This window comes from Microbacterium sp. Y-01 (assembly GCF_003856715.1).
Classification (GTDB): domain Bacteria; phylum Actinomycetota; class Actinomycetes; order Actinomycetales; family Microbacteriaceae; genus Microbacterium; species Microbacterium algeriense.
In genome coordinates this window covers 2,141,870-2,167,366 of record NZ_CP024170.1, presented here as the reverse complement: position 1 = coordinate 2,167,366, position 25,497 = coordinate 2,141,870, and the positions used below count along the sequence as shown (strand labels likewise).

Sequence of the window (25,497 nt, the reverse complement as noted above, 5' to 3'; positions counted from 1 at the left end):
GGGCCTGCGGGGAGCGTCGTCGCTTTTCGACCCCGTCCAAGAAATCGCCCTAGACTGGAGGTATCCCGACCGCTTTTCTGAGGAATCGTCATGCCCGCAACCCCCGTGCGTCGTCTCCTGCCCTTCGCCGCGCTCGCCGCCGCCAGCGCCCTGGTGCTCAGCGCCTGCGCTGCGCCCTCCTCGAACGGCGACGGTGACGGAGGCGGCGAGCTCGTGTGGTCGATCGAGGGCGCCAACCTCGCCGCCGGGCACATGGACCCGCAGGTCAGCCAGCTCGACGTCTCGGGCATGGTGCAGCGGGCCGTGCTCGACTCGCTCGTGTTCCAGGAGGCGGACGGCACCTTCTCGCCCTGGCTCGCGACGGACTGGGACGTCTCTCCGGACAGCACGGAGTACACCTTCACGCTGCGTGATGACGTGACCTTCACCGACGGGGAGAAGTTCGATGCCGCTGCGGTCAAGGCGAACTTCGATCGCATCGTCGATCCGGCGACCGCCTCGAAGCAGGCGGCCAGCATGCTCGGCGGCGATTTCTACGAGGGCACCGAGGTCGTCGACGACCACACGGTGAAGGTGACCTTCAGCCAGCCGTACGCCCCGTTCCTGCAGGCCGCGAGCACGCCCCAGCTCGGCTTCTACTCTCCGGCCGTGCTCGAGGAGTCGGCGGACCAGCTGAAGGCGGGCGGTCCCGGCATCACGGTGGGCACCGGTCCCTTCGAGCTGACCGAGTACACGCCCGACCAGGAGATCGTCTACACGCGCAACGACGACTACGCCTGGGGGCCGCACGACGAGAAGGCGCCGGCGATCGAGACCCTGCGCGTCGAGATCCAGCCCGAGGCGTCCGTGCGCACGGGCGTGGTGCAGAGCGGCGAGGCCGACCTCGCCAGCAACATCCCGCCGAACCTCGGCAAGGACCTCGGCGACGGGATCACGGTCGATTCCATCGAGTACCCCGGACTGCCGTACTCGCTGTACCTGAACGAGAAGTACGGGGTGTTCGCCGACGAGAAGGTGCGCCAGGCGTTCGCGCGAGGCATCGACATCGACGCAGCCGTGGAGGAGATCTACTTCGGACAGTTCCCGCGCGCGTGGAGCATCCTCGGATCGACGACCCCCGGGTACGACGCCTCCCTCGAGGACAGCTGGCCGTTCGATCAGGACGCTGCCAATGCGCTCCTCGATGAGGCCGGCTGGACCGAGCGCGACGCCGACGGGATCCGGATGAAGGACGGCGAGCGCCTCTCGGTGCGCTGGATCGCCTGGACGCCCGTCCCCGACGACCGTGCGGCACTCGCGAACGCCATCCAGTCGGACCTCAAGGGGATCGGCTTCGAGGTGAAGCGCGAGGTCCTCGAACCCGGGGCGTACAACGAGCAGTACGAGCCGAAGACGTTCGACCTCACGGACTGGGGCTTCTCCGGGGTGGACGCGGACTTCCTGCGCAACCACCTGCACACCGACGGCTTCCAGAACGCCTCGCAGGTGAGCGACCCGACCATCGACGCGCTCCTGGAGCAGGCCGTCGCGAGCAGCGACCAGGAGGAGCGCAACGCGCTCTACACGCAGCTGCAGGAGTGGAACGCGACCTACACGGCGATCGTGCCGCTCTACACGCCGTCGGCGATCACCGCGGTCGGCGAGCGCGTCGAAGGACTCGAGTACGACCTGTACGGTCGACCCCTGTTCTACGATGTGACCGTCGGCTGATCCGTCGGCTGAGCGGAGGGCACGAGTGGTGAAGGCTGCTCTCGTCCGCGTCGCCGGCCTCGTCGCCTCGGTCGTGATCGTCCTGTGGGGTGCGGCGACGGTCGCATTCCTCGCCTTCCGGGTCATTCCGGGCGATCCGGTGTCGGTGATGCTGGGACCGCTGGCTCAGGTGAGCGACGCCGTGAAGGACGGTATCAGAGCCGATCTGGGTCTGGACCGACCACCGCTGGAGCAGTACGCGGTGTTCATCGGACAGCTCGCCCGCGGCGATCTCGGCGAGTCGTATCAGCTGCGGATGCCGGTGGCCGAGGTGATCGGCAGACAGCTCGGGGCCACCGTGCAGCTCTCCCTCCTGGCCCTGCTGATCGCGGTCGTGCTCGCGCTCGCCGTCGCGGTGTTCGTCCGAGGACGCACGGGACGGGCGGTCGCCGCCGGTGTGGAGCTCGTCGTACTGTCCTCGCCCGTGTTCTGGATCGGACTGGTCCTGCTGAGCGTGTTCGCCTTCGGCCTCGGCTGGTTCCCGGTGTCGGGGGCCCGGAATCCCGCGACGCTGGTGCTGCCGGCGATCACCCTCGCGCTTCCGGTCGCCGCGCTGCTCAGCCAGGTGCTGCGCGATGGACTCACGCAGGCGGAGCGGATGCCGTTCGCCGAGACGGTGCGTGCGCGTGGAGCGAGCCCGTCGTGGTTCACGCTGCGGCACGGGCTGCGCCACGGCGCGGCGTCGGCCGTGACGCTCGCCGCATACCTGACCGGCTCCGTGCTCGGAGGAGCGGTGCTCGTGGAGACGGTCTTCGCCCGTCCCGGCCTCGGCAGGGTGACGCTCGCCGCGATCAGCGACCGCGACCTGCCCGTGATCACGGGGATCATCCTGTTCAGCGCGCTCGTGTTCGTCGCGGTGAACCTCGTCGTCGAGCTCGTGCATCCGCTGATCGACCCGCGGGTGCGCCTCGCCCGCGGCGGCGGTGTCCGATGAGAGCCGCACAGCGCGTGCTGATGGGCGCGGCCATCGCGGTCCTCGCCGTGATCGCCGTCGCCGCCGTGTGGCCCGGTCTGCTGGCTGCGGCGGATCCGCTCCAGACCGACGTGCGCTCGGCACTGCTCCCGCCGAGCCCCGAGCACCTGTTCGGCACCGATCAGAGCGGAAGAGACGTGTACTCCCGCGTCGTGCACGGCGCAGGAAGATCGGTCGGCATCGGACTGCTCGCCACCGGGATCGCCCTCGCTGTCGGCCTCGTCGTCGGCGCTCTCGCCGGCAGCGCACCACGGGGCGTCGACACCGCGGTGATGCGGGTCAACGACGTGCTGATGGCCTTCCCGGAGTTCCTCGTCGCGCTCGTGGTCATCGCGGTCCTCGGACCGGGACCGGTGAACATCGCGATCGCGGTGACCCTCGCCGCCGTGCCCGTGTACATCCGCCTCGCGAGGGTTCAGACGCAGACGCTGCGGGTCGCGGAGCACGTCGAAGCGGCGCGGATCCTCGGGGTGCCGCGCGTGCGCGCGTTCATGCGGCACGTCGTCCCCGGTGTGCTCGGTGCGCTCAGCGTGCTCGCGACGATCGGCATCGGCTCGAGCATCCTCGCCGCGGCGGGACTCAGCTTCCTCGGGCTCGGTCCCTCCGAGCCGACCCCCGAGTGGGGTCTGATGCTGGCCGGCGGTCGCAACGTGCTCGGGCAGGCGTGGTGGATCTCGGTGTTCCCCGGCGTCGCGATCACCCTCACGGTGGTGTCGGCGACCGTGGTCGGACGGATCCTGCGCGCCCGCGCCGACGGGAGCACGACATGAGCGCCGCCCTGGAGGTGCGAGGGCTGCGGATCGCGTTCGGCGGGGTCCCGGTCGTGGACGGCGTGTCGTTCGCCGTCGAGCGTGGCGAGTGCGTCGCGATCGTCGGGGAGTCCGGAGCGGGCAAGTCGCTCACGGCCAGGGCGCTGCTCGGGCTGACACCGGCGGACGCCGGCGTCGCCGTCGAGCGGCTCGTCATCGACGGGAGGGATGCGGTGGCGCTGTCCGAGCGTGCCTGGCGCGGACTCCGCGGAGCGCGGATCGGACTCGTGTCCCAGGACGCCCTGGTCTCTCTCGATCCGCTGCGTCGGATCGGCGCCGAGGTCGCGGAGCCGCTGCAGCTGCACGGGATCGCCCGGGGGAGGGCGGCTCGAGGCGCACGCGTCCGTGAGCTCCTGGAGCGGGTGTGGATGCCCGACCCGTCTCGTCGCGCGCGGCAGCATCCGCACGAGCTCTCCGGCGGCCTGCGCCAGCGGGCGCTGATCGCGTCCGCGCTCGCCGCCGACCCCGCCGTGCTCGTGGCGGATGAGCCCACGACCGCACTCGATGCGACCGTGCAGGCGCGGATCCTGGGACTGCTGCGCGAGATCACGGATGCGGGCACCGCGCTGGTGTTCATCAGTCACGACTTCGCCGCCGTGCGCCGGCTCGCCGATCGCGTCCTGGTGATGCGTGCGGGTGTCGTGGTGGAGTCGGGACCCGTCTCCGAGGTGCTGGAGAACCCGCGGCACGAATACACCAGGCAGCTCATCGCCGCGACCAGCCACGAGCCCCGCGCCGCAGCACCGGTCGAGTCGGCCGCCGTGCTGGAGGCGGACAGGGTCTCCCGGAGCTTCGACGCCGTGCCCGCCGTGGTCGACGCCTCGTTCACGGTCAAGGACGGGCAGACGCTCGGGATCGTGGGGGAGTCCGGTTCGGGCAAGACCACGCTCGCCCGCATGATCGTGGGGATCGACGCCCCCGACACCGGGACCCTCCGCTGGACCGGCGCCCGGCGGGTGCAGCTCGTGCACCAGAACCCGCTCGGCGCGTTCGACCCGCGATGGACCATCGGCCGCTCGCTGCGGGAGGGCCTCGAGGCGGGCGGCGTGCCCCGCGCACGGCGGGCGGCACGGGTGACGGAGCTGCTGGCCGAGGTCGGCCTCGCTCCGGAGCTGGCGGACCGTCGGCCGCGCGCCCTGTCCGGCGGGCAGCGTCAGCGGGCGGCGATCGCCAGGGCGCTGGCTGCGGACCCCGAGGTGCTCGTGCTCGACGAGCCCGTCTCCGCACTCGACCCCTCGGTCAGGGAGCGTGTGCTGCGCCTGCTCGCCCGGCTGCAGGAAGAGCGTCGGCTGACGATGATCCTCGTCTCCCACGACCTCGACGTGGTCGGCGCCGTCGCCGACGAGGTGCTCGTGATGCAGGACGGCCGGATCGTCGAACAGGGGACGACGGCCGCGGTGTTCGCGTCTCCCCGGCACCCGTTCACGCGCGAGCTCCTGGCGGCGAGCGGCCCCGTCAGTCCTTGACCTGGATGCCGATGCCGGCGGCGATGACCGGAGCCAGCTGCTGCACCTGGAACGAGGTGAGCGTGGCCCCGCGCAGGCTGTTGGCGTCGAGGTAGCTCAGTGCGTCCAGGCCGCGGAGGTCGAGGTCCTTCGCCCGCATGCCGCGCGTGTCGATCTCGTCGCTCGAGGTGTCGGCGAACCGTACCCGCGTGAGCTCCGCCTGAGGCAGGTCGATCGTGCGGATCGTGCAGCCGATGACCTCCAGGTCCGTGACCTTCGCCGCCCCCAGGTTGAGGTAGTCGATCCGCACCTCACGCAGTTCGAGTTCTGCGACGCTCGCCTGGCTGAGGTCGAGTGTGCCGATCCGGCCCCCGCGGATCCGCACTCGGCGCACTCCGGCATCCCGCATCCGGAGCGAGGCGATGCGCACGCCGGACAGGTCGACGTCGACGACGGTCCCGCCGGTCAGGTCGACGGCATCCGCGTCGGCGGCGACGACGCACTGCTCGAGCGTCGAGTAGCCCAGGTCGACCGTGCCGGCGAGGTCGAGCCGTGCCGCGAACACGTCGGAGCGCCGGCCCGGTGCCGCGGGCTCCAGCACGGGCGGCAGATCCGGAGCGGAGACGCGGGGAGCGGCGGGCGATTCGGGAGTGCGCGGCATCCCTCGAGACTATGCCGTCCCCCCGACACCCCCGGCCCCGTGCGTCCCGCACGAGGCCGCAGTTCCGCACGAGTTCGCAGATCCGCACGAGGTCGCGGTCCTGGCGTGCGGTCGCAGTTTCGCGAGGAGGTCGTGTGGATTTCCGGGATTCCGTGCGACGTGGTGCCGATTCTGCGACGCGGCGCAGGGCTTCGCACGAGGTCGCAGTTCTGGCGTGCGGTCGCAGTTTCGCGGGGAGGTCGCGTGGTTTCGCGGATTCCGTGCGACGTGGTGCCGAATCTGCGACGCGGCGCGGGGCCGCGCCGGACCGTGGATGGGTGGGGGACTGGGGCTGCACAGGGCGGGCTGATTGCGAGCTGTGCACAGCGACTGGTGCCCGGACACGGCAACGGAGGGGAGCGCTGTCAGCATCGGGGGATGCGGATGATGAGACGGGATCGACTGGTGCGGGCTGTGCGGGAGGTCGGCGGCGTCGCGCGTGTGGAGCGTCTGCGGGACCGGGGAGTCAGCCGGTACGACATCGAGATGGCCGTGCGCGAGGGATGGCTGCGGCGGGTGCGGGTCGGATGGGTCGCCCTTCCGGACGCGGATCCGCTGCGGATCCTCGCCGCGCGGCACGGTGTCGTGCTGACGTGCCTGACGCAGGCGCGTCGCCTCGGACTGTGGGTGCACGACGAGAAGCCCGCCCTGCATCTCGGAGCGGCTCCCGGAAGTCGAGGGGGCAAGCCGGATGACGCCCGCGTGCACTGGGCGCATCCGCTCGTGCCGCGGCATCCCGACAGCCTGGAGGATCCGATCGAGAACGTGTTGAGCATGGTGGCGACATGCGAGCCCCACGAGCAGGCGCTGGCGACCTGGGAGTCGGCGTTCAACCACGGTCTGGTGGACCGCCAAAGGCTGACCGGGCTGCCGTGGGGGCCGGCCGCGCGGCGGCTGCTGGCCGAGGCGCTGCCGTTCGCGGATGCGGGACTGGAGACGTATCTGCGGACGAGACTGCGCTGGCTTCGGCTGCCGTTGTACTTCCAGATCTGGATCGCCGGTCACCGCGTGGATGCGCAGATCGGGGAGCGGCTGGTGCTGCAGATCGATGGCGCGACGCACGTCGGAGCGCAGCGCGCGGAGGACATCCGCCACGATGCGGAACTGAAGCTGCGGGGCTACCACGTCATCCGCGTCGGCTACCACCAGGTCATGAACGAGTGGCACGTCGTGCAGGACCAGATCATGCACGCGGTGGCGCAGGGACTGCATCGGGCCCGGCCGGCGTGACGTCGCAGATCCCCTTGCGGTCGCAGCAATCTCCGCCGAGCGTGCGACGTCGAAGGGAATCTGCGACGGGCGGAGGGGAGCAGGCCCCGACAGCGCGCGTACAATGGCCGTACGAGCATCGATCCGGCCATCACCGGGGAGCTCTCGGAAGAACGGTCCGGAGACGGGCTCAGTAGAACCGAGCGGGGCAGGCCCGTCACAGCCGCAGTGAGAGTGGTCCGTGGGTCCCCGAGCTTGTCGAAGGGGCGCAGGGGCACGCGAGGTGGTACCGCGGTCCGCGAGGATCGTCCTCGCAGCAGCATCCGCCACGACGACCACTGCGAGAGACCATGACCTACCCGCGCTCCTCCTTCGGCCCCGCCGCCGACCCTTCGACCAGCTCAGGGACCCAGGGGTCCGTGGCGCCGAGCCCCCGCTTCCCGCAGATCGAGGAGGAGGTGCTCGACTTCTGGAAGACCGACGACACGTTCCGCGCCTCCATCGAGCAGCGCGAGGGCGCACCCGAGTGGGTGTTCTACGACGGCCCTCCGTTCGCGAACGGCCTGCCGCACTACGGCCACCTGCTCACCGGTTACGCGAAGGACGTGTTCCCGCGCTTCCAGACCATGATCGGGCACAAGGTCGACCGCGTCTTCGGATGGGACACCCACGGGCTGCCCGCCGAGCTCGAGGCGATGAAGCAGCTCGGGATCACCGAGAAGAGCGAGATCGAGGAGATGGGGATCGACGTCTTCAACGAGAAGGCGCGCTCCTCGGTCCTGAAGTACACGCACGAGTGGGAGGACTACGTCACCCGCCAGGCCCGCTGGGTCGACTTCGAGCGCGGCTACAAGACGCTCGACCTCGGGTACATGGAGAGCGTGCTCTGGGCGTTCAAGACCCTGTACGACAAGGGCCTCGCCTACGAGGGCTACCGCGTCCTGCCGTACTGCTGGCGCGACGAGACGCCCCTGTCCGCGCACGAGCTGCGCATGGACGACGACGTGTACCAGATGCGACAGGACCCGTCGGTCACGGTGACCTTCCCGCTCACCGGCGCCAAGGCCGAAGCTCTCGGCCTCACCGGGGTGCGTGCTCTCGCCTGGACGACCACGCCCTGGACCCTGCCGACCAACCTCGCGCTCGCCGTGGGCCCGGAGATCGAATACGTCGTGCTGCCGGCCGGTCCCGCCGGGGCCTCGGATGTGCACCAGGGCCGCGCCGCTCCGTCGGCCGATCAGATCGCCGTCGAGGCCTCCGCCCACCGCTACCTGCTGGCGAAGGACCTGCTCGGCGGATACGCCAAGGACCTCGGCTACGAGCGCCCGGAGGATGCGCTCGCCGCGGTCGACGCCACGCTCCGCGGCGCGGAGCTGGCCGACGTGACCTACGATCGCCTGTTCGACTACTACGCGGATGAGGAGACCTACGGCACCGGGAACGCCTGGCGCATCCTCGTCGACGACTACGTCACCACCACCGACGGCACCGGCATCGTCCACCAGGCACCCGCCTACGGTGAGGACGACCAGCGGGTCGCCGGCGCGGCCGGCATCCCGACGATCCTGTCCCTCGACGACGGCGGCCGCTTCCTCCTGAACGTCACGGACGTCGCTGGCGAGCTGTGGATGGATGCGAACACCCCGCTCGTGCGGATCATCCGCGACAACGGCCGACTGGTGCGGCTGCAGAGCTACGAGCACTCGTACCCGCACTGCTGGCGGTGCCGGAACCCCCTGATCTACAAGGCCGTGTCGAGCTGGTTCATCCGCGTGACGGACATCAAGGACGACATGCTCGCGAACAACGAGCAGATCACCTGGGTGCCGGAGAACGTCAAGCACGGACAGTTCGGCAAGTGGCTCGAAGGCGCGCGCGACTGGTCGATCAGCCGCAACCGCTACTGGGGATCGCCGATCCCCGTCTGGAAGAGCGACGACCCCGAGTACCCGCGCGTCGACACCTACGGCTCGCTGGAGGAGCTGGAGCGCGACTTCGGCACGCTCCCGCGCAACCCCGAGGGCGAGGTCGACCTGCACCGCCCGTACATCGACGATCTCACCCGGCCGAACCCCGACGACCCCACGGGCAAGAGCACCATGCGCCGGATCGAGGACGTCTTCGACGTGTGGTTCGACTCGGGCTCGATGCCGTACGCCCAGGTGCATTACCCGTTCGAGAACCAGGAGTGGTTCGACTCGCACTCGCCCGCGGACTTCATCGTCGAGTACATCGGCCAGACCCGTGGCTGGTTCTACGTCATGCACGTGCTGTCGACCGCGCTGTTCGATCGCCCGGCGTTCACGGGTGTCAGCTGCCACGGCATCGTCCTCGGCAGCGACGGCTACAAGATGTCGAAGTCGCTGCGCAACTACCCGGATGTCTCGGAGGTGCTCGATCGCGACGGCTCCGATGCGATGCGCTGGTTCCTCATGTCGAGCGCGGTTCTCCGCGGCGGCAACCTCATCGTCACCGAGGAGGGCATCCGATCGGGCGTGCGCGAGTTCCTGCTGCCGCTGTGGAGCTCGTGGTACTTCTTCGCGACGTACGCGAATGCTTCGACAGGCTCAGCAACCCAGGGAGGAGCAGGCTCAGCAACCCAGGGAGGCGGGTACGAGGCCTCGTGGCGCACCGACTCCACCGACGTGCTCGATCGGTACATCCTGGCGCGGCTCGGCGACCTCGTCCGCGAGGTGCGCGCCGACCTCGAGGGACTGGACTCGACCACGGCGTCCGCGCGGCTTCGCGACTTCGTCGAGGTGCTGACGAACTGGTACATCCGTCGGTCCCGCGATCGGTTCTGGGTGGGAGTCACGGACGACCCGAAGAGCCGTGAGGCCTTCGACACGCTCTACACGGTGCTCGAGACGCTCACGCGCGTCGCCGCACCGCTGGTGCCGCTCATCAGCGAGCGTGTCTGGCAGGGGCTCACGGGCGGCCGCAGTGTGCACCTGCAGGACTGGCCGGACGCGGAGCGGTTCCCCGCAGCGGACGACATCCGCGATGCGATGGACGCCGTGCGCGAGCTGTCGAGCGTGGGCAACGCGCTGCGCAAGAAGGAGAAGCTGCGGGTGCGGCTTCCGCTCGCCCGCCTCACGGTGGTCTCGCCGCTGGCTGCGGGGCTCGGTCAGTTCGAGGACATCCTCCGCGAGGAGCTGAACGTGAAGTCCGTGGAGCTCGTCGCGCTGAGCGAGAAGGCGGCGGGGGAGTACGGCATCAGCCATCGCCTCAGCGTCAACGCCCGCGCTGCGGGACCGCGTCTCGGCAAGGAGGTGCAGAAGGCCATCCAGGCCGCGCGCTCCGGAGACTGGTCGGAGGTCGACGGCGTGGTGACGGCAGGGGGCATCGCTCTGGAGCCCGCCGAGTACGAACTCGTGCTGGAGACCACCGGTCGCCCGGCGGGAGAGGCGCTCGCGATCGTGCCGTCCGGCGGCTTCGTCCTGTTGGACACCGACACGACGCCGGAGCTGGAGGCCGAGGGCGTCGCGCGTGATGCGATCCGCGTGGTGCAGGAAGCACGAAAGAACGCCGGGCTCGAGGTGAGCGACCGGATCGTCCTGGCGCTCAACGCGTCCCCGGAGGAGGCGGAGGCGCTGGAGGCGCATGCCGCCCTCATCGCGGCCGAGACGCTCGCGGTGGCGTTCGCTGTGCAGCCGACCGACGAGCTGGATCGTCTCGTCGACGAGGTCACGAGCCCTGGTGACGGCGTGCACCGCAGCGGGGCCAGGGCTCTCGGCGCGGCCAAGGCGCCGATCGTCGTCACGATCGACACGAACCTGGAGAGGGTGGGCGCATGAGCGCGAGAGATCAGGCGGACGCCGTCTACGAGACGCTCCTGAGCCGCGCAGGGGAGCGGTGGGTCCAGCCGCGTAAGGAGCGCACCGCGCGGATCCTGGAGTACCTCGACGACCCGCAGCGCACCTACCGCGTGATCCACATCACGGGCACCAACGGGAAGACCTCGACGGCGCGCATGATCGAGAGCCTGCTGCGCGCGCACGATCTGCGCACCGGCCTGTTCACGAGCCCGCACCTTGAGCGCTTCACCGAACGCATCATGATCGACGGGGAGCCCATCGCGGATGACGCCGTCGCCGACGCCTGGGACGAGATCGAGCCGTTCGTGGGTCTCGTGGACGCCGAGCTGGAGGCAGCGGGCGAGGCACCGCTGACGTTCTTCGAGCTGCTGACCGTGCTCGCGTTCGTGGCGGTCGCCGATGCGCCCGTGGATGTGCTCGTCCTCGAGGTCGGCATGGGCGGCGAGTGGGACTCGACGAACACCGCCGACGGCGACGTGGCCGTGTTCGCCCCGATCGACATCGACCACGCGGATCGTCTGGGCGACACCATCGCGGAGATCGCGCAGGTCAAGGCCGGCATCATCAAGGAGGGCGCTGCGGTCGTCTCTGCCCAGCAGCCCGCCGAGGCGGCGGAGGTGCTGCGCCGTGTCGCGGCGGAGCGGCACGCGACCATCGCGTTCGAGGGCGAGGAGTTCGGCCTGACCGAGCAGAAGCTCGCGGTCGGCGGTCAGCTGCTCACCGTCCGTGGTCTGGCGGGGGAGTACTCGGAGGAGTACCTCCCGCTCTACGGCGCTCATCAGGGGCACAACGCCGCTCTGGCGGTGGCCGCGGTGGAGTCGCTCATCGGCGGTGCCACGCAGCAGATCGCCGCCGACATCGTGACGGCGGGTCTGCAGGAGAGCACCTCGCCGGGACGGCTGCAGTTGATCGGCATCGCTCCGACCGTGATCGTCGACGCGGCGCACAACCCGCACGGCGCGAAGGCGCTCGCCCAGGCCCTCGACGACAGCTTCGACTTCGACGAGTGGGGTCTGGTGCTCGGCGTGCTCGCCGACAAGGACGCCGCCGGCATCGTCGCGGAACTCGCTCCTGCGGCGGCGCACGTGTTCGCCACGGCGCCCGACTCGGACAGGGCGAGCGACGCCGACGCGATCGCCGACCTCGTCGAGCAGTCCGGACAGCGGGCGACCGTCCACCCCTCTCTGGCCGAGGCCGCCGATGCCGCCCGCGAATGGGCCGCCGCGTCCGACCGTCGCGCCGTCGTCATCGCGGGGTCCGTGGTCCTCGCCGGGGAGGCGATCGCCCTGTCGGAGGAAGAGGACTGGAAGTCGGGGTGGCGCGCATGACCGCTCCCGCAGCGTCCGGACGTCGGCCGAGGCCGCCGCGCACCCTGGTGCAGAAGCTGGCGCCGGTCGTCCTCGGCTTCGAGGCGATCGTGGTCTTCCTGGTCGGGCTGACCATCTTCGGCCTCCGGCAGCTTCCCGCCGGGATCGAGCAGTGGTGGGCGATCGTGGGGGGTGCCGTGCTGGCGCTCGCGTGCATCGCCATCGCCGGCATGATCACGAAGCCCTGGGCCATCACCGCCGGATGGGTCGTCCAGGCCGCCGTCGCGCTGTCGGCGTTCTTCGTTCCGGCGATCCTGCTCGTCGTCCTGATTTTCGGCGGCATGTGGGCGTATGCGACCATCGGAGGGGCCCGATTGGACGCACGACGCCCGGTCGAGCCCACGACCACGACTCAGACAGAGAGCGAATGACATGGCCACCGAAGAAACCCTCGTCCTCGTCAAGCCCGACGGCGTCGCCCGCGGCCTCACCGGCACGATCCTCGCCCGCATCGAGGCGAAGGGGTACGCGCTCGTCGACATCCGCCTCGTCGAGCCCGACCGCGACCTGCTCGCCGCCCACTACGCCGAGCACGAGGGCAAGCCGTTCTACGAGCCGCTGATCGAGTTCATGCTCTCCGGCCCGTCCGTCGCCATCCGCCTGGCGGGCAACCGCGTCATCGAGGGTTTCCGCTCTCTCGCCGGTACGACCGATCCCACGACCGCCGCGCCGGGCACGATCCGCGGCGACTTCGGCAGGGACTGGGGGCTCAAGGTGCAGCAGAACCTGGTGCACGGCTCGGACAGCCCCGAGTCGGCCGCGCGCGAACTGGGCATCTGGTTCGACTGAGAACCCGTCCACATGCGCAGAACCCGTCCGCCGAATCTCGGTGGACGGGCTCTTTCCGTGCTGCGGCCTCAGAAGATCATGCCGATGACCTCGCCGAGGAGGTCGAGGCCGCGCAGCTGAGCGAGGAGGATCACGACGGCGTACGCGAGGATCGTGGCGAGCGGGACCCAGGCCATCAGCCGATTCGCGCGCTCCTGCACCTTCTCGTTGCTGGTGAAACTGCCGTTTCGAGTCAGGTGCAGCATGGTGGCGAAGAAGGTCGGGATGGTTACGGACCAGGTGAGCATGCACCACGGGCAGAGCACGCCGAGGTTGGGGGCGTAGATGCTCTGCCAGATCAGCCAGCAGACGAGGCCGAACGCGAAGGTCACGCCGGCGCCGAAGGTCAGCCAGAACCACCGGGGGAACCGTGATCCGGCGAGCAGTGCGACGCCGACGAAGAGGGGCGCCATCCATCCGGCGATACCGAGGATCGGGTTCGGGAAGCCGAAGACCTCTCCCTGCCACGAGTCGAGGTTCTTCCCGCACTGGATCATCACGCTGACATTGCAGCTCAGGACGGCGTCGGGATTGGCCGCGAGCACGAACTTCTCGACCGTGAGCTGGAAGGCGGCGAACCACCCGATCACGCTGGCGATGATCAGCCAGACGGCGTAGACGACGGGGCGGGTGCGCTGCTCGCTCATACCGTGGATTATCCCAGCGACTGCTATGGATGGGGCGAGAACCGGCCGGAGAAAACGCTGTCGCGTGACGGGATGCCGCGATCGGCCGCACTTGGTGCGATAATGGCCTGTGATGCGATGAACGGCGTTGCCGCGACACGCTTCGAGCAGACTTCGGGGTCCTATGCCCCACGCGATCAGAGCCATGAGCCGGTCGCAGACCGAGTGAGTTCGCGGAACCCGCGGGTACCGCATGAGATTTCACGGGACACCGAGTGTCCCGTGCAGGGAGTAAGCCAGAGATGGCCGATGAGAACAATGACAACAACGCCCCTACCCTCGACTTCCCGGCTGACGCCGCGGGAGAGCTGACGGAGCCCACCGCTCCCGACGCGGACGACCGCACCGCGTCGTCGACCGAGGAGGACGCGGCCGACGTCGCCGCGGATGCCGCCGCCGACGAACTCGCCGCGGGATACGCGGCCGCCGATGACGCGGCTGCGGCCGCCGACGACGCGACCGCCGCCGCCGTGGATGCGGCTGAGGCTGCGGCGGATGACAGCGCCGCCGCGAACGAGACGGCCTCCGAGGCTGACGCCGCCGACGCCGCCGAGGCTGTCGCCGCGGAGGGGGAGCCCGAGGCCGCCGACGGTTCCGACGCGGATATCGAGGCCGTCGCGGAAGCGATCGTCGAGTCGACCGCGGCCGCTGGGACGTCGCCCGTCGAGAACGCCGCGAGTGACGAGGCCTCCGCCGAGCAGGACTCCGCCGAGGAGACCCCCGCCGAGGAGAGCCCGGCCGAGGACGCCGCGAGCGACGAGGTCCCTGCCGAGCAGGACTCCGCCGAGGAGACGCCGGAGGAGCCGGTCGCCCCGGGGACTCCGGCTGCCGTGACCGCCGTGTCGCTCGGCCTGCTGCCCGAGGTGTTCGTCTCCCAGGTCTCCACGCAGCTGCACTTCTACGCGCCCGAGATCGTGCCGCTTCCGGCCCGACCCGGCCGTGAGCGCGTCTTCGACCGGATCGCCGAGCGCGACCAGCCCCAGGAGGAGACCGGCTCCGGACGTCGTGGACGCCGCCGTCGCGGCGGATCCGACGGGGATGACCAGCGCGATGAGCCGCGCCAGCGTCAGCGTGTCGTCGAGTACATCACCGAGCCGAAGGCGATCAAGGGGTCGACGCGGCTCGAGGCCAAGAAGCAGCGCCGCCGCGACGGTCGCGATGCCGGCCGCCGTCGCCCGGTCGTGACCGAGGCCGAGTTCCTCGCGCGCCGCGAGTCCGTCGACCGGAAGATGGTCGTGCGCTCGAAGAACGGCCGCACGCAGATCGGCGTCCTCGAGGACGGCGTGCTCGTCGAGCACTACGTCGCCCGCAACCAGGACGCATCGCTCATCGGCAACGTCTACCTCGGCCGCGTGCAGAACGTCCTGCCGAGCATGGAGGCCGCGTTCGTCGACATCGGCCGCGGCCGCAACGCCGTGCTGTACTCCGGCGAGGTCGACTGGGACGGCGTCGAGACCGGCAACCAGCCGCGTCGCATCGAGCTGGCCCTCAAGCCGGGCGACCGCGTGCTCGTGCAGGTCACCAAGGACCCGGTCGGACACAAGGGCGCCCGCCTCACCAGCCAGATCTCGCTCCCCGGCCGCTACCTGGTGTACGTGCCGGGCGGCTCGATGAACGGCATCAGCCGGAAGCTCCCCGACAACGAGCGGGCCCGCCTGAAGCGCATCCTCAAGGAGGTGCTGCCGGAATCGTCCGGCGTGATCGTCCGCACTGCCGCCGAGGGGGCGACCGAGGACCAGCTGACCCGCGACGTGCAGCGCCTCACCTCGCAGTGGGAGCACATCCAGAAGCAGGTCGAGAACCAGCAGGCGCCGGCTCTCCTGCACGCGGAGCCCGACCTGCTCGTCAAGATCGTCCGTGACGTCTTCAACGAGGACTTCACGAAGATGCTGATCCAGGGCGAGGACGCGCAGCAGACCATCCGCGCCTACCTGGAGAGCGTCGCGCCCGACCTGCTCGAGCGCGTCGAGGCCTACGAGGACGAGACCGATCCCTTCGACGCGTTCCGCATCACGGAGCAGATCGAGAAGGCTCTCGACCGCAAGGTGTGGCTGCCCTCCGGCGGCTCGCTCGTGATCGACCGCACCGAGGCCATGACGGTCGTCGACGTCAACACCGGCAAGTTCGTCGGCTCGGGCGGAAACCTCGAGGAGACCGTCACCAAGAACAACCTCGAGGCGGCGGAGGAGATCGTCCGCCAGCTGCGGCTGCGCGACATCGGCGGCATCATCGTGGTCGACTTCATCGACATGGTCCTCGAGTCGAACCGCGATCTCGTGCTGCGGCGCCTGATCGAGTGCCTGAGCCGCGACCGCACGAAGCACCAGGTCGCCGAGGTCACCTCGCTCGGCCTCGTGCAGATGACGCGGAAGAAGCTCGGACTCGGCCTGCTGGAGACCTTCAGCGAGGCGTGCGAGGTCTGCGCCGGCCGTGGCGTCATCGTGCACCACGACCCGGTCGTGAAGCACCGCGCCAACGGCAGTGGAAACGGCGGAGGCAACGGCCAGAGCGGTCGCCGTCAGCGCGGCAACGGCGGAGGCGGCTCCAACGGCCAGAGCCAGAGCGCTCCGGCCGCACCCCACGTCACCCACAGCATCACGGAGGGGGCGAAGTCCGCGCTCGCGCAGATCGCCGCCTCGACGATCGCTCCCAGCGCCGATGGGACCACGGAGGCCGAGACCCTCGACGCCCCGGCGGCGGAGGCACCCGCGGCGGAGCGGCCCAAGAAGGCACGCAAGAAGCGCGGCGGCGACCGGAAGGGCCCGAAGACTCCGGCGGAGCAGCTGCTCGATTCGGTGCTGGATGCCCTTCCCGAGCCGAAGGCGCCCGGTCAGGGCAGAGGGCGTCGTCGCGTGACGACGGCCGCGCTCACCGGGACGCCCGTCGCGGTCAACAACGACGCGTCAGCGCCGGTCGCGACCGCGGACCCGGAGTCCTGAGGCGATCAGTCGGCGGACGAGCTCCTTGCCGCCGACATGCTGAGCGCCGCCGGCGATGAGCCGGGGGATGAGTTCCTCCGGCACGTCGTAGTGGTCTCGGTCGAAAGCCCGAGCCGGCACCTCGTTGGCCCGCGCGAACGCGTGCAGCTCGTCCAGGCTCGCGTCGCTGACGAGGTGCGCCCACAGGCGTCCGTGGGCGGGCCAGAGGGGGTCGTCGACGAGTACGGTCACCTCGTCAGCCTACGTCCGCTCCGATACGGCGGGCCGCGCGGGGCTCGGGCGTGGCGCGCTTTGCGACACCGGGCCTCATCCGGTAAAGTAGTCCCTTGGTGCGTATGCCGCGTCGTCCTCGCCGGTCGATGCGGAGAGCCTTGCGTTCGTGCCCGTCGTCCTGCGACGCATGCAAGCAACAGTCTTCCCGTGAGATTCTCGGAGCCGACGTGCTCCCCAACGAAACAAGGTATGAAGTGGTTTACGCAGTAGTGCGCGCCGGTGGGCGGCAGGAGAAGGTCGAGGTCGGCACGATCGTTCAGCTCGACCGTGTGCAGGCTGCCCAGGGCGAGAAGATCGAGCTTGCCGCTGTGCTGCTCGTCGACGGCGCCACGGTGACCACCGACGCCGACAGCCTGGCGAAGGTCAAGGTCACGGCTGAGGTCATCGGAAACCTCCGCGGCCCGAAGATCATCATCCAGAAGTACAAGAACAAGACCGGTTACAAGAAGCGCCAGGGCCACCGTCAGGAGCTCACGCGCGTCAAGATCACCGGCATCAAGTAAGACCGAGGAGACCAGGACATGGCACACAAAAAGGGCGCAAGCTCCACCCGTAACGGTCGTGACTCCAACGCACAGCGCCTCGGCGTGAAGCGCTTCGGCGGCCAGCAGGTCCTCGCCGGCGAGATCATCGTCCGCCAGCGCGGCACGCACTTCCACCCCGGCGTCAACGTCGGCCGTGGCGGCGACGACACGCTGTTCGCTCTGGCCGCGGGTGCGGTCGAGTTCGGCGCGAAGGGCGGCCGCAAGGTCGTCAACATCGTCGCTGCTGCTGAGTGATCTCAGCACGACACCAGACATCCGGTTCGGGGCGGGCTTCGGCCCGCCCCGTCCGTGTATCTGCCCTCCGTTGAGACGGGCAGACCAGAACCACTGAGGAGACCGAGACATGGTCACGTTCGTCGACACCGTCACGTTGCACCTGCGTGCGGGCAAGGGCGGCAACGGCTGTGTCTCCGTGCACCGCGAGAAGTTCAAGCCGCTGGGCGGCCCGGACGGCGGCAACGGCGGCGACGGGGGCGACATCGTGCTGGTCGCCGACCCGCAGACGGGCACGCTGCTGTCGTACCACCACTCGCCGCATCGGTCCTCCGGCAACGGCGGTCCCGGCATGGGTGACCACCGGTCCGGGTTCCTCGGCGAGACGCTGGAGCTTCCCGTGCCGGTCGGCACCGTGGTGAAGAACACCGCCGGCGAGGTGCTGGTCGACATGATCGTCCCCGGGGAGCGGTACGTCGTCGCTGCCGGCGGTCAGGGCGGTCTCGGCAACGCGGCGCTCGCGACCCCGAAGCGCAAGGCGCCCGGGTTCGCCCTGCTCGGAACGCCCGGCTACGAGGGCGACGTCGTCCTCGAGCTGAAGACCGTCGCCGACATCGCGCTCGTCGGCTACCCCTCCGCGGGCAAGTCGAGCCTGATCGGTGCGATCTCCGCCGCACGCCCCAAGATCGCGGACTACCCGTTCACGACGCTGCACCCGAACCTGGGTGTGGTCCAGGTGGGGGACTTCCGGTACACCGTCGCCGACGTGCCCGGCCTCATCGAGGGCGCCAGCGAGGGACGCGGTCTCGGACTCGAGTTCCTCCGCCATGTGGAGCGCTGCTCCGCCCTGCTGCACGTTCTCGACTGCGCCACGCTCGAGCCGGGCCGCGACCCGATCTCCGACCTTGACGTCATCCTCGCCGAGCTGGGCGCCTACGAGGTCCCCGAGGGGCAGACGCCGCTGCTGGAGCGCCCGCAGCTCGTCGCGCTGAACAAGGTCGACGTCCCGGAGGCCCGTGATCTCGCCGAGCTCGTCCGGCCCGAACTGGAGGCCCGCGGCTTCCGCGTGTTCGAGATCTCCACGGTCTCGCACGAGGGGCTGCGGCCGCTCACGTTCGCGCTCGGAGAGCTGGTCGAGAAGCACCGTGCCGAGGCTGCCGTCGAGACGCCGCCGGAGCGGGTCGTCATCCGCCCGCGCGGCTCCAAGAAGGAGTTCACCATCCGGGTGGAGGGTGGAACCTACGGCAACGTCTACCGAATCCTCGGTGACAAGCCGGTGCGCTGGGTGCAGCAGACGGACTTCCAGAACGAGGAGGCCGTCGGGTACCTCGCGGATCGTCTCGAGAAGCTCGGTGTCGAGGACGAGCTCTTCCGTCTCGGCGCGGTCCAGGGATCGACGGTCGTGATCGGCGAGGGCGACAGCATCGTCTTCGACTGGGAGCCCACGATGACATCGGCCGCCGAGCTGATGAGCGCGCCCCGCGGCACCGACCCGCGGCTCGCTCCGAACGCCCGCCGGACGACGTCCGAGCGCCGCGAGCAGTACTACGAGCGGATGGACGCCAAGGCCCAGGCGCGCGCAGAGGTCGAGGAGCAGCGTCTGGCCGCCTACCGCGAGGACGGCGAGTGACCGCACGGACCCGAGCCGACCTCGCGACCGCATCCCGCATCGTCGTGAAGGTGGGCTCGTCGTCGATCAGCGGGGAGTCGTCGTGGCGGATCCCGCTCATCGTCGAAGCGCTGGCGGCCGCGCATGCCCGAGGTGCGGAGGTCGTGCTCGTGTCGTCGGGAGCGATCGCCTCCGGCATCCCGTTCCTCCGCCTCGATGCGCGTCCGACCGACCTGGCGACGCAGCAGGCAGCCGCCGCCGTCGGGCAGAACATCCTGATGTACCGCTACCAGGAATCGCTGCGGCCGTTCGACATCGTCGCGGGACAGGTGCTGCTGACGACGGGCGACCTGGAGAATCCGACGTCGCGCTCGAACGCCCGCCGGGCGATGGAGCGTCTGCTCGGCCTGCGCACCCTCCCCATCGTCAACGAGAACGATACGGTCGCGACGCAGGAGATCCGCTTCGGTGACAACGACCGTCTCGGCGCGCTCGTCGCGCAGCTCATCGAAGCGGATGCACTGGTGCTGCTGAGCGACATCGAGTCGCTGTACACGAAGCCGCCCACGGACCCGGGAGCCGAGCCGATCGACATCGTGGCCCCGGATGCCGACCTCAGCGGCCTGGAGTTCGGCGCGACGGTCGTCAACAGCGTCGGCACCGGGGGTGCGGCCACCAAGGTGTCCGCTGCGCGGCTCGCGGCGGCCTCGGGAATCGGCGTCCTGGTCACGAGCGCCGACCTGGTCGATCGGGCGCTCTCGGGCGCCGACATCGGAACCTGGTTCGCGCCGGCGACCTCCTAAACTGGGCGGATGACCGACCAGACCCCGCAGGTGCGCCTCGAGCGCGCCAAAGAGGCCTCCCGCGCCACGGCGTCCCTCACCAGCGACGACAAGGTCCGCGCGCTCGAAGCCGTCGCGGTCGCTCTGCTGCGCGATGCGCCCCGCATCATCGACGCGAACGCGCGCGACATCGAACGCGGACGTGAAGAGGGGATCGGCGACTCGCTGATCGACCGTCTGCGACTCGACGACAAGCGGGTCGCCGCCCTCGCCGCGGCCGTCCGTGAGATCGCCGCGCTGCCCGATCCGGTCGGCCGGGTGGTCGGCGGACATCGGATGCCCAACGGCGTGGCGCTCGAGCAGGTGCGCGTTCCATTCGGCGTGGTTGGCGCCATCTACGAGGCCCGCCCCAACGTCACCGTCGACATCGCCGCACTGGCCCTGCGCTCGGGCAACGCGGTCGTCCTGCGCGGCGGAAGCGCAGCCCGCGACTCGAACACGGTGCTGGTCGAGATCATGCGCGACGCCCTCTCCGTTGCCGGCGTCACGCCGGAAGCGATCCAGACGGTCGACGATTTCGGACGTGAGGGGGCCAGAGCGCTCATGCACGGCCGAGGACTGGTCGACGTGCTGGTGCCGCGGGGGAGCGCGAGCCTGATCGAGACGGTCGTCACCGAATCGACGGTTCCGGTGATCGAGACCGGTGCGGGCAACGTGCACATCTTCCTCGATGAGACCGCACCGGACGACTGGGCGTGCGACATCGTCGTCAACGCGAAGGTCCAGCGCCCCAGCGTCTGCAACGCCGTGGAGACGGTGCTCGTGCACCGTCAGGCCGCCCCGCGCCTCATCCCGCTGGTGGCCAGCGCGCTCATGAGCGAGGGCGTGGCGATCCACGGAGACGACATCGTCGCCGGTCTCGTGACCACGGTGATCCCCGCCACCGAGGAGGACTGGGAGACCGAGTACCTGAGCCTCGATGTCGCGATGAAAGTGGTCGACTCGCTCGACGACGCGCTCGAGCACATCCGTCGCTACAGCACCGGGCACACCGAGTCGATCATCACGACCGATGCGCGCAACGCGGAACGCTTCCTCGCCGAGGTCGACTCGGCCGTGGTGATGGCCAACGCCTCGACGCGATTCACCGACGGCGGCGAGTTCGGCTTCGGTGCCGAGGTCGGGATCTCCACCCAGAAGCTGCATGCTCGAGGACCGATGGGGCTCTCCGAGCTGACCAGCACCAAATGGCTCGCGCGTGGGGCAGGGCAGACGCGCGACTGAGGGCTAGACTGGGGGACGCTGTACCCCACAGGATCCCGAACAGCACGCCACGAAACGGAGTCAGGATGAACCTCGTCGCACAGATCGCGATGGCCGCTGCCGAAACGGAGCACCACGGCAACGTCGCGCTCGAAACGGTGATCTTCGGAGCCATCGCCGCGGTGGTGTTCGCCTTCCTCGGGCTGGTGACCTTCTCGTACAAGAACGTCGCCAACCGTCACTCGGCCAAGGCCGAGGCGTGGGCTGCAAGGCACGGCAAGGACGGCCACGAGGCAGGACACGGCCACTAGGCCCCCATGAACGACGCTGCGACCACGCGCCCCCCGCGCATCGGCGTGATGGGCGGGACATTCGACCCCATCCATCACGGCCACCTGGTCGCCGCCAGCGAGGTCGCCCACTCCTTCGGCCTCGACGAGGTCGTCTTCGTCCCGACCGGACGACCGTGGCAGAAGTCCGAGGTGTCGCCCAGCGAGCACCGCTACCTGATGACGGTGATCGCGACCGCGTCGAATCCCCAGTTCACCGTGAGCCGGGTGGACATCGATCGTGAGGGGCCCACCTACACGATCGACACGCTGCGGGACCTGAAGCGGGATCGACCGGACGCGGAGCTCTTCTTCATCACGGGAGCGGACGCCGTAGCGCAAATTCTCAGTTGGAGGGACCATGATGAGTTGTGGCAGCTGGCCCACTTCGTCGCGGTCTCACGTCCTGGACATGTCCTGAGCACAGACGGCCTCCCGAGCGACGACGTCAGCCAGCTGGAAGTGCCGGCGCTGTCGATCTCGTCGACGGACTGCCGTGAACGCGTTCGCGACGATCAGCCGGTCTGGTATCTGGTCCCTGACGGGGTCGTTCAGTACATCGCGAAGCATCATCTGTATCGGAGCAAGGCATGAGTACATCGGATCAGCAGGGTCCGCTGACACGCAAGCAGCTGCGGGAGATCCGGCTGACGGGATCGACCCCGGTGATCTCCAGCGAGGAAGCCGCTGCCGCGGCGGAAGCGGCACCGCCGGCCCCGCCCGCGCCGCCGCTGCCGCGCCCCGCGGAGCCGGCCGTGATCCCGCCTGCTCCGACCCCCGCTGACGACGCCGAGCACCGCGACGCCCCGTTGACACGCCGTCGGGCGCGCGAGCTCGAGAAGGTCCGCACCGCCTCCGTCCCCGTGATCGGTGCGGAGGAGGCGGACGAGTCCTCGGAGGCGGCGCAGGAAGCCGACTCGACCGACGAAGCCTCGACCGACCGCGAAGAGCCGGTCGGCTCCGCTCCCGTCGAGGTGGACGACCGAGCCAGCGAGATCGTCTCCGGAATTCCGGCATTCGGTTCCGACTCGGAGGACGACGACTCCGACCTCGGTGAGGAGGCCGCCGGCGAGCCCGTGCGGGCATCCTCCGTCGCCGATACGGTCGGCGAGGTCCCGCTCGAGTCCTCCGAAGAACCCGCGGCGGAAGCGCGTCCCGACGAGACCGAGGCTGCCCTCGGTCTGACGGACGAGCCGGACGCCACGGCAGCAGGCGATGATGTCCTCGCGGACGTCGACGACGCCGACGAGGAGGAGATCCCCGCGGGTGCACGGCCGACGGTCAGCTCGTCCTTCGGCGAGGGCGTGCTCTCCGACGCTCCCGAGCCGCAGAAGCCGTTCCGCCCGTCCTTCGATGAGCTCCTCTCGGTGAGCGATTCGACCGGCTCGCAGCACTCCGCTCCGAACGCCCTCATCTTCACGCCCTCTCCGGGCGAGGGCTCGCTGTCCGGCCCTGTCGCCTCCACCGGTGAGATCCTGATCACCGGCTCCTACGAACTTCCGCAGGGCATGGGCTCCCAGGGGCACGCGCTCGGAACGACCGACGGCAAGGAGGTCGACTCCGTTCTCATCGACGGCGAGCTGCCTCCCGCGTCGTCTCCCACGCCGATCGCCGCCAGCTCGGCGGTCAGCACCATCAAGCCCGCGGGCGAGGTCATCCGGCCTCCTGCTCCCGAGAAGGGCAACCGCCTGATGGTGACGCTCGCCATCGTCGCCGGCGGGCTCGCCCTCGCGATCGGCGTCGTCCTCGTCATCGCCTTCACCACGAAACTGATTTGATGCAATCACCTGAAACCGCCGAAGAGATGCTCCGCATCGCCGCCGAAGCCGCCGTCGCCAAGGGTGGAGAGGATCTGCTGGCGCTGAACGTCTCCGAGCCGCTTCCGCTCGTCGACATCTTCCTCCTCGTCACCGGGAACAGCGAGCGCAACGTCGCCGCGATCGCCGATGAGATCGAGGACAAGCTGATCGAGTCCGGCCACAAGCGCGTCCGCCGCGAGGGACGCGCGGAGGCCCGCTGGGTCCTGTTGGACTTCGGCGACCTGATCGTCCACGTCTTCCACCAGGAGGAGCGCGTGTACTACGGCCTCGAGCGCCTGTGGAAGGACTGCCCGATCGTGCCCATCGACATCGCGGAGCCCGCCGCCGAGACGGCCGCAGACCCTCGCTGACATGACGACGCACCTCGTCACCGGTGCCGGATCCGGCATCGGCGCTGTCCTCTCTCGTCGACTGCTCGCCCGCGGTGACGACGTGGTCGCGCTCGCCCGTGATGCCGGTCGCGCCCGGACCATCGCCGAGGAACTCCCTGGAGCGACGGTCCTCGTCGGCGACCTGGCTCAGCCGGGTCGGCTCTCCTGGGCGCTCTCCAAGCAGCAGCTCCCGCAGCGCATCGATTCGCTGGTGCACGTCGCCGGCGTCGTCGATCTCGGCGACGTCGGAGACCTTCCGCCGGCGATCTGGGAGCAGCAGCTGGCGGTGAATCTGATCGCCCCCGCCGAGCTGACCCGGCTGCTGCTGCCTGTGCTGCGCGTCTCGCAGGGGCATGTCGTGTTCGTCAACTCGGGTGCGGGCCTGCGTGCGAGCCCCGGCTGGTCGGCCTATGCCGCCTCCAAGCACGGTCTCCGCGCCCTGGCGGATGCGCTGCGTGCCGAAGAGGCGCAGCACGGCGTGCGGGTGACCTCGGTCTTCCCCGGCCGCACGGCCACGCCCATGCAGCAGCGGGTGCGCCAGCAGGAGGGTCAGGACTACGACGCGGGGGAGTTCATCACCCCGGACGCGGTCGCGACCACCATCCTCACCGCACTCGACCTGCCGCGTGACGCTCACCTGACCGAACTGACGATCCGTCCTGGGCGCTGACCCCGGGCGTGACGGCACGGCGTAGCCGGTCTTCCTCAGGTGTCAAGGGCCTTCCCCTCCGCCGGACGGCGGGGCACTCTCGTTGAGAGAGAGTCCTGGAGGGCCCGCACATGTCTGATATTCCTGATCCGCGTTTCGTGCTTCACCGCATCACGTCGTCGGAGTGGGTGATCAACGACCTGCGCTACCCCGAGAACGACCCTCGCCATGTCGTGGCCTGCGTGTACGAACTCGCCGAGACGGAGGTCGAGGTGACCTGGCTGCGCGAGCTGCCCCTGGCTCTGCGCTATGGCTCTGCGTTCGAGGTCCTCGAAGAGGTCGAGCGGATGCAGCACACCGGCAGGGCGACGCGCCCGATCTCCATCCCTCACCGTCCGCCCCTGCTCGCGACCTGATCGCGACCAGCGCGCGTCGAAAGAAGCGCACCGTCTCCGTGGAGACGGTGCGCTCTTGTTTTCCGCGGTGCGGGTTCAGCGCAGGTCGTCTGTGTCGTCGGCGTCTTCCGTGGACGCGGCACGGTCGGCCTCCGCGCTGTCGACGAGGGCGTCGTCGATGTCGGTGTCGAGGGTCTCGTCGCCGTCGACCTCCCGGGTGGGCACGTCGCCGTGATCGTCGTCGGGCAGCGGGACGAGGGGAGGGGTGGGATTGGACATGGGGCATCCTTTCGTCGAGGGATGCGCTCACGGTACGACCGCCGCACGCGCCGTGACGAATGCCTTGACGCCGGAGGGGCGGCGCGCTATCGCGAGGAACAGGGGCGTATCAGGATCCCCACCACCGTTCGGGCGATGGTGGGGATCCTGATCTGCCGACGAAGCGGCGCCCCGACGACTGCGGGTGCAGGGCGTGCGGCCCCGACTCAGTAAACGGCATGCCTAGACGTTTGTCCAGGGTCAGTTGCCTGAAAGTCCAGTCAGCACAGCGTGTCAGCTCGCCGTCCGGACGGGAAAGGAGCGATCAGTGCCGGCGTGAGAACGCGAAAAGCCCCTGGCGAACCAGGGGCTTTCTCGGTGGACCTGAGGGGACTCGAACCCCTGACCCCCTGCATGCCATGCAGGTGCGCTACCAGCTGCGCCACAGGCCCAAACGCTCTCCGGAC

25 protein-coding genes and 1 tRNA gene are annotated in these 25,497 nt (G+C 69.8%); 21 read left to right on the top strand and 5 right to left on the bottom strand.

What is annotated here, in order from left to right:
- Nucleotides 1–90: 90 nt before the first annotated feature.
- The 4 genes from CSX12_RS10235 to CSX12_RS10220 are packed head-to-tail and all read left to right on the top strand — an operon-like array spanning nt 91 to nt 4,997.
- Nucleotides 91–1,710, top strand: a complete 1,620-nt coding sequence (locus tag CSX12_RS10235; RefSeq protein ID WP_124895697.1) for an ABC transporter substrate-binding protein — start codon at nt 91–93, stop codon at nt 1,708–1,710.
- Between the two features lie 25 nt (nt 1,711–1,735).
- A complete protein-coding gene (locus tag CSX12_RS10230; RefSeq protein ID WP_124895696.1) occupies nt 1,736–2,683 on the top strand; it encodes an ABC transporter permease in 948 nt (315 codons plus the stop codon).
- Nucleotides 2,680–3,492 carry an ABC transporter permease gene (locus CSX12_RS10225; protein WP_164479561.1) on the top strand — a complete coding sequence of 271 codons (813 nt, stop codon included), beginning with the start codon at nt 2,680–2,682 and terminating at the stop codon, nt 3,490–3,492. The genes CSX12_RS10230 and CSX12_RS10225 overlap by 4 nt, the downstream gene beginning before the upstream one ends.
- On the top strand, nt 3,489–4,997 hold the full coding sequence (locus CSX12_RS10220; RefSeq protein ID WP_124895695.1) for an ABC transporter ATP-binding protein: 1,509 nt from the start codon (nt 3,489–3,491) through the stop codon (nt 4,995–4,997). The genes CSX12_RS10225 and CSX12_RS10220 overlap by 4 nt, the downstream gene beginning before the upstream one ends.
- Here the strand turns inward: CSX12_RS10220 and CSX12_RS10215 are convergent.
- A complete protein-coding gene (locus tag CSX12_RS10215; RefSeq protein ID WP_017202381.1) occupies nt 4,987–5,637 on the bottom strand; it encodes a hypothetical protein in 651 nt (216 codons plus the stop codon). The genes CSX12_RS10220 and CSX12_RS10215 overlap by 11 nt on opposite strands.
- A gap of 423 nt (nt 5,638–6,060) precedes the next feature.
- Between CSX12_RS10215 and CSX12_RS10210 the strand changes: the two genes are divergently transcribed.
- From CSX12_RS10210 to ndk, 5 genes are all read left to right on the top strand, one after another.
- Entirely contained in the window at nt 6,061–6,906 is an 846-nt protein-coding gene (locus tag CSX12_RS10210) for a type IV toxin-antitoxin system AbiEi family antitoxin domain-containing protein (protein WP_124895694.1), read from the top strand.
- A gap of 329 nt (nt 6,907–7,235) precedes the next feature.
- Nucleotides 7,236–10,682 (top strand): isoleucine--tRNA ligase, encoded by a 3,447-nt coding sequence (gene ileS, locus CSX12_RS10200; protein ID WP_124895693.1) that lies wholly within the window; start codon nt 7,236–7,238, stop codon nt 10,680–10,682.
- Nucleotides 10,679–12,031 carry a folylpolyglutamate synthase/dihydrofolate synthase family protein gene (locus CSX12_RS10195; RefSeq protein ID WP_124895692.1) on the top strand — a complete coding sequence of 451 codons (1,353 nt, stop codon included), beginning with the start codon at nt 10,679–10,681 and terminating at the stop codon, nt 12,029–12,031. Before ileS ends, CSX12_RS10195 begins: the two co-directional genes overlap by 4 nt.
- Nucleotides 12,028–12,441 carry a DUF4233 domain-containing protein gene (locus CSX12_RS10190; protein WP_225855822.1) on the top strand — a complete coding sequence of 138 codons (414 nt, stop codon included), beginning with the start codon at nt 12,028–12,030 and terminating at the stop codon, nt 12,439–12,441. The genes CSX12_RS10195 and CSX12_RS10190 overlap by 4 nt, the downstream gene beginning before the upstream one ends.
- A 1-nt stretch (nt 12,442) precedes the next feature.
- The gene (ndk, locus tag CSX12_RS10185; protein ID WP_017202376.1) at nt 12,443–12,859 is read left to right on the top strand and encodes a nucleoside-diphosphate kinase; all 417 of its coding nucleotides are present in this window, start codon (nt 12,443–12,445) and stop codon (nt 12,857–12,859) included.
- Nucleotides 12,860–12,927: 68 nt separating this feature from the next.
- On the opposite strand, the gene CSX12_RS10180 is transcribed toward ndk, so the two are convergent.
- Complete coding sequence (locus tag CSX12_RS10180; protein ID WP_124895691.1) at nt 12,928–13,545, bottom strand: vitamin K epoxide reductase family protein; 618 nt, start codon at nt 13,543–13,545, stop codon at nt 12,928–12,930.
- Between the two features lie 281 nt (nt 13,546–13,826).
- On the opposite strand from CSX12_RS10180, the gene CSX12_RS10175 reads away from it, so the two are divergent.
- Nucleotides 13,827–16,523, top strand: a complete 2,697-nt coding sequence (locus CSX12_RS10175; RefSeq protein WP_206427065.1) for an Rne/Rng family ribonuclease — start codon at nt 13,827–13,829, stop codon at nt 16,521–16,523.
- Here CSX12_RS10175 and CSX12_RS10170 read toward each other — a convergent pair.
- The gene (locus CSX12_RS10170; RefSeq protein ID WP_017202372.1) at nt 16,488–16,754 is read right to left on the bottom strand and encodes a DUF4031 domain-containing protein; all 267 of its coding nucleotides are present in this window, start codon (nt 16,752–16,754) and stop codon (nt 16,488–16,490) included. The two genes, CSX12_RS10175 and CSX12_RS10170, sit on opposite strands and share 36 nt — an antisense overlap.
- 236 nt (nt 16,755–16,990) lie before the next feature.
- Between CSX12_RS10170 and rplU the strand changes: the two genes are divergently transcribed.
- The 11 genes from rplU (at nt 16,991) to CSX12_RS10115 (ending at nt 24,793) form a co-directional block, all read left to right on the top strand.
- Nucleotides 16,991–17,299, top strand: a complete 309-nt coding sequence (rplU, locus tag CSX12_RS10165) for a 50S ribosomal protein L21 (RefSeq protein ID WP_164479560.1) — start codon at nt 16,991–16,993, stop codon at nt 17,297–17,299.
- An 18-nt stretch (nt 17,300–17,317) separates the two neighbouring features.
- Entirely contained in the window at nt 17,318–17,575 is a 258-nt protein-coding gene (gene rpmA, locus CSX12_RS10160) for a 50S ribosomal protein L27 (protein ID WP_017202370.1), read from the top strand.
- 109 nt (nt 17,576–17,684) lie between these two features.
- A complete protein-coding gene (obgE, locus tag CSX12_RS10155) occupies nt 17,685–19,184 on the top strand; it encodes a GTPase ObgE (protein WP_124895690.1) in 1,500 nt (499 codons plus the stop codon).
- Nucleotides 19,181–19,966 (top strand): glutamate 5-kinase, encoded by a 786-nt coding sequence (gene proB / locus CSX12_RS10150; RefSeq protein ID WP_017202368.1) that lies wholly within the window; start codon nt 19,181–19,183, stop codon nt 19,964–19,966. The genes obgE and proB overlap by 4 nt, the downstream gene beginning before the upstream one ends.
- Nucleotides 19,967–19,975: 9 nt before the next feature.
- Nucleotides 19,976–21,229 (top strand): glutamate-5-semialdehyde dehydrogenase, encoded by a 1,254-nt coding sequence (locus CSX12_RS10145; protein ID WP_124895689.1) that lies wholly within the window; start codon nt 19,976–19,978, stop codon nt 21,227–21,229.
- 65 nt (nt 21,230–21,294) lie between these two features.
- The gene (locus CSX12_RS10140) at nt 21,295–21,519 is read left to right on the top strand and encodes a hypothetical protein (protein ID WP_017202366.1); all 225 of its coding nucleotides are present in this window, start codon (nt 21,295–21,297) and stop codon (nt 21,517–21,519) included.
- A gap of 6 nt (nt 21,520–21,525) precedes the next feature.
- On the top strand, nt 21,526–22,131 hold the full coding sequence (gene nadD, locus CSX12_RS10135) for a nicotinate-nucleotide adenylyltransferase (RefSeq protein WP_017202365.1): 606 nt from the start codon (nt 21,526–21,528) through the stop codon (nt 22,129–22,131).
- Nucleotides 22,128–23,315, top strand: a complete 1,188-nt coding sequence (locus tag CSX12_RS10130; protein WP_124895688.1) for a hypothetical protein — start codon at nt 22,128–22,130, stop codon at nt 23,313–23,315. The genes nadD and CSX12_RS10130 overlap by 4 nt, the downstream gene beginning before the upstream one ends.
- Nucleotides 23,315–23,707, top strand: coding sequence for a ribosome silencing factor (rsfS, locus tag CSX12_RS10125; protein ID WP_026049748.1), 393 nt, complete (start codon nt 23,315–23,317; stop codon nt 23,705–23,707). Before CSX12_RS10130 ends, rsfS begins: the two co-directional genes overlap by 1 nt.
- 1 nt (nt 23,708) lies before the next feature.
- A complete protein-coding gene (locus CSX12_RS10120; protein WP_124895687.1) occupies nt 23,709–24,398 on the top strand; it encodes an SDR family oxidoreductase in 690 nt (229 codons plus the stop codon).
- Nucleotides 24,399–24,508: 110 nt separating this feature from the next.
- Nucleotides 24,509–24,793: a hypothetical protein gene (locus CSX12_RS10115; RefSeq protein WP_026049747.1), complete on the top strand. Its 285-nt coding sequence runs from the start codon at nt 24,509–24,511 to the stop codon at nt 24,791–24,793.
- 75 nt (nt 24,794–24,868) lie between these two features.
- Here the strand turns inward: CSX12_RS10115 and CSX12_RS10110 are convergent, their stop codons facing one another.
- Nucleotides 24,869–25,051: a hypothetical protein gene (locus CSX12_RS10110; RefSeq protein WP_124895686.1), complete on the bottom strand. Its 183-nt coding sequence runs from the start codon at nt 25,049–25,051 to the stop codon at nt 24,869–24,871.
- A gap of 358 nt (nt 25,052–25,409) precedes the next feature.
- Nucleotides 25,410–25,482 (bottom strand) — tRNA-Ala (locus CSX12_RS10105).
- Nucleotides 25,483–25,497: the final 15 nt, after the last annotated feature.

What these genes read in the sequence shown, in the direction of transcription:
- CSX12_RS10235 (WP_124895697.1), top strand. Translation starts at nt 91, where the DNA reads ATGCCCGCAACCCCCGTGCGTCGTCTCCTGCCCTTCGCCGCGCTCGCC.
- CSX12_RS10225 (WP_164479561.1), top strand. Translation starts at nt 2,680, where the DNA reads ATGAGAGCCGCACAGCGCGTGCTGATGGGCGCGGCCATCGCGGTCCTC.
- CSX12_RS10220 (WP_124895695.1), top strand. Translation starts at nt 3,489, where the DNA reads ATGAGCGCCGCCCTGGAGGTGCGAGGGCTGCGGATCGCGTTCGGCGGG.
- CSX12_RS10215 (WP_017202381.1), bottom strand. Translation starts at nt 5,637, where the DNA reads ATGCCGCGCACTCCCGAATCGCCCGCCGCTCCCCGCGTCTCCGCTCCG.
- CSX12_RS10210 (WP_124895694.1), top strand. Translation starts at nt 6,061, where the DNA reads ATGATGAGACGGGATCGACTGGTGCGGGCTGTGCGGGAGGTCGGCGGC.
- ileS (WP_124895693.1), top strand. Translation starts at nt 7,236, where the DNA reads ATGACCTACCCGCGCTCCTCCTTCGGCCCCGCCGCCGACCCTTCGACC.
- CSX12_RS10195 (WP_124895692.1), top strand. Translation starts at nt 10,679, where the DNA reads ATGAGCGCGAGAGATCAGGCGGACGCCGTCTACGAGACGCTCCTGAGC.
- CSX12_RS10190 (WP_225855822.1), top strand. Translation starts at nt 12,028, where the DNA reads ATGACCGCTCCCGCAGCGTCCGGACGTCGGCCGAGGCCGCCGCGCACC.
- ndk (WP_017202376.1), top strand. Translation starts at nt 12,443, where the DNA reads ATGGCCACCGAAGAAACCCTCGTCCTCGTCAAGCCCGACGGCGTCGCC.
- CSX12_RS10180 (WP_124895691.1), bottom strand. Translation starts at nt 13,545, where the DNA reads ATGAGCGAGCAGCGCACCCGCCCCGTCGTCTACGCCGTCTGGCTGATC.
- CSX12_RS10175 (WP_206427065.1), top strand. Translation starts at nt 13,827, where the DNA reads ATGGCCGATGAGAACAATGACAACAACGCCCCTACCCTCGACTTCCCG.
- rpmA (WP_017202370.1), top strand. Translation starts at nt 17,318, where the DNA reads ATGGCACACAAAAAGGGCGCAAGCTCCACCCGTAACGGTCGTGACTCC.
- obgE (WP_124895690.1), top strand. Translation starts at nt 17,685, where the DNA reads ATGGTCACGTTCGTCGACACCGTCACGTTGCACCTGCGTGCGGGCAAG.
- CSX12_RS10145 (WP_124895689.1), top strand. Translation starts at nt 19,976, where the DNA reads ATGACCGACCAGACCCCGCAGGTGCGCCTCGAGCGCGCCAAAGAGGCC.
- CSX12_RS10140 (WP_017202366.1), top strand. Translation starts at nt 21,295, where the DNA reads ATGAACCTCGTCGCACAGATCGCGATGGCCGCTGCCGAAACGGAGCAC.
- nadD (WP_017202365.1), top strand. Translation starts at nt 21,526, where the DNA reads ATGAACGACGCTGCGACCACGCGCCCCCCGCGCATCGGCGTGATGGGC.
- CSX12_RS10130 (WP_124895688.1), top strand. Translation starts at nt 22,128, where the DNA reads ATGAGTACATCGGATCAGCAGGGTCCGCTGACACGCAAGCAGCTGCGG.
- rsfS (WP_026049748.1), top strand. Translation starts at nt 23,315, where the DNA reads ATGCAATCACCTGAAACCGCCGAAGAGATGCTCCGCATCGCCGCCGAA.
- CSX12_RS10120 (WP_124895687.1), top strand. Translation starts at nt 23,709, where the DNA reads ATGACGACGCACCTCGTCACCGGTGCCGGATCCGGCATCGGCGCTGTC.
- CSX12_RS10115 (WP_026049747.1), top strand. Translation starts at nt 24,509, where the DNA reads ATGTCTGATATTCCTGATCCGCGTTTCGTGCTTCACCGCATCACGTCG.
- CSX12_RS10110 (WP_124895686.1), bottom strand. Translation starts at nt 25,051, where the DNA reads ATGTCCAATCCCACCCCTCCCCTCGTCCCGCTGCCCGACGACGATCAC.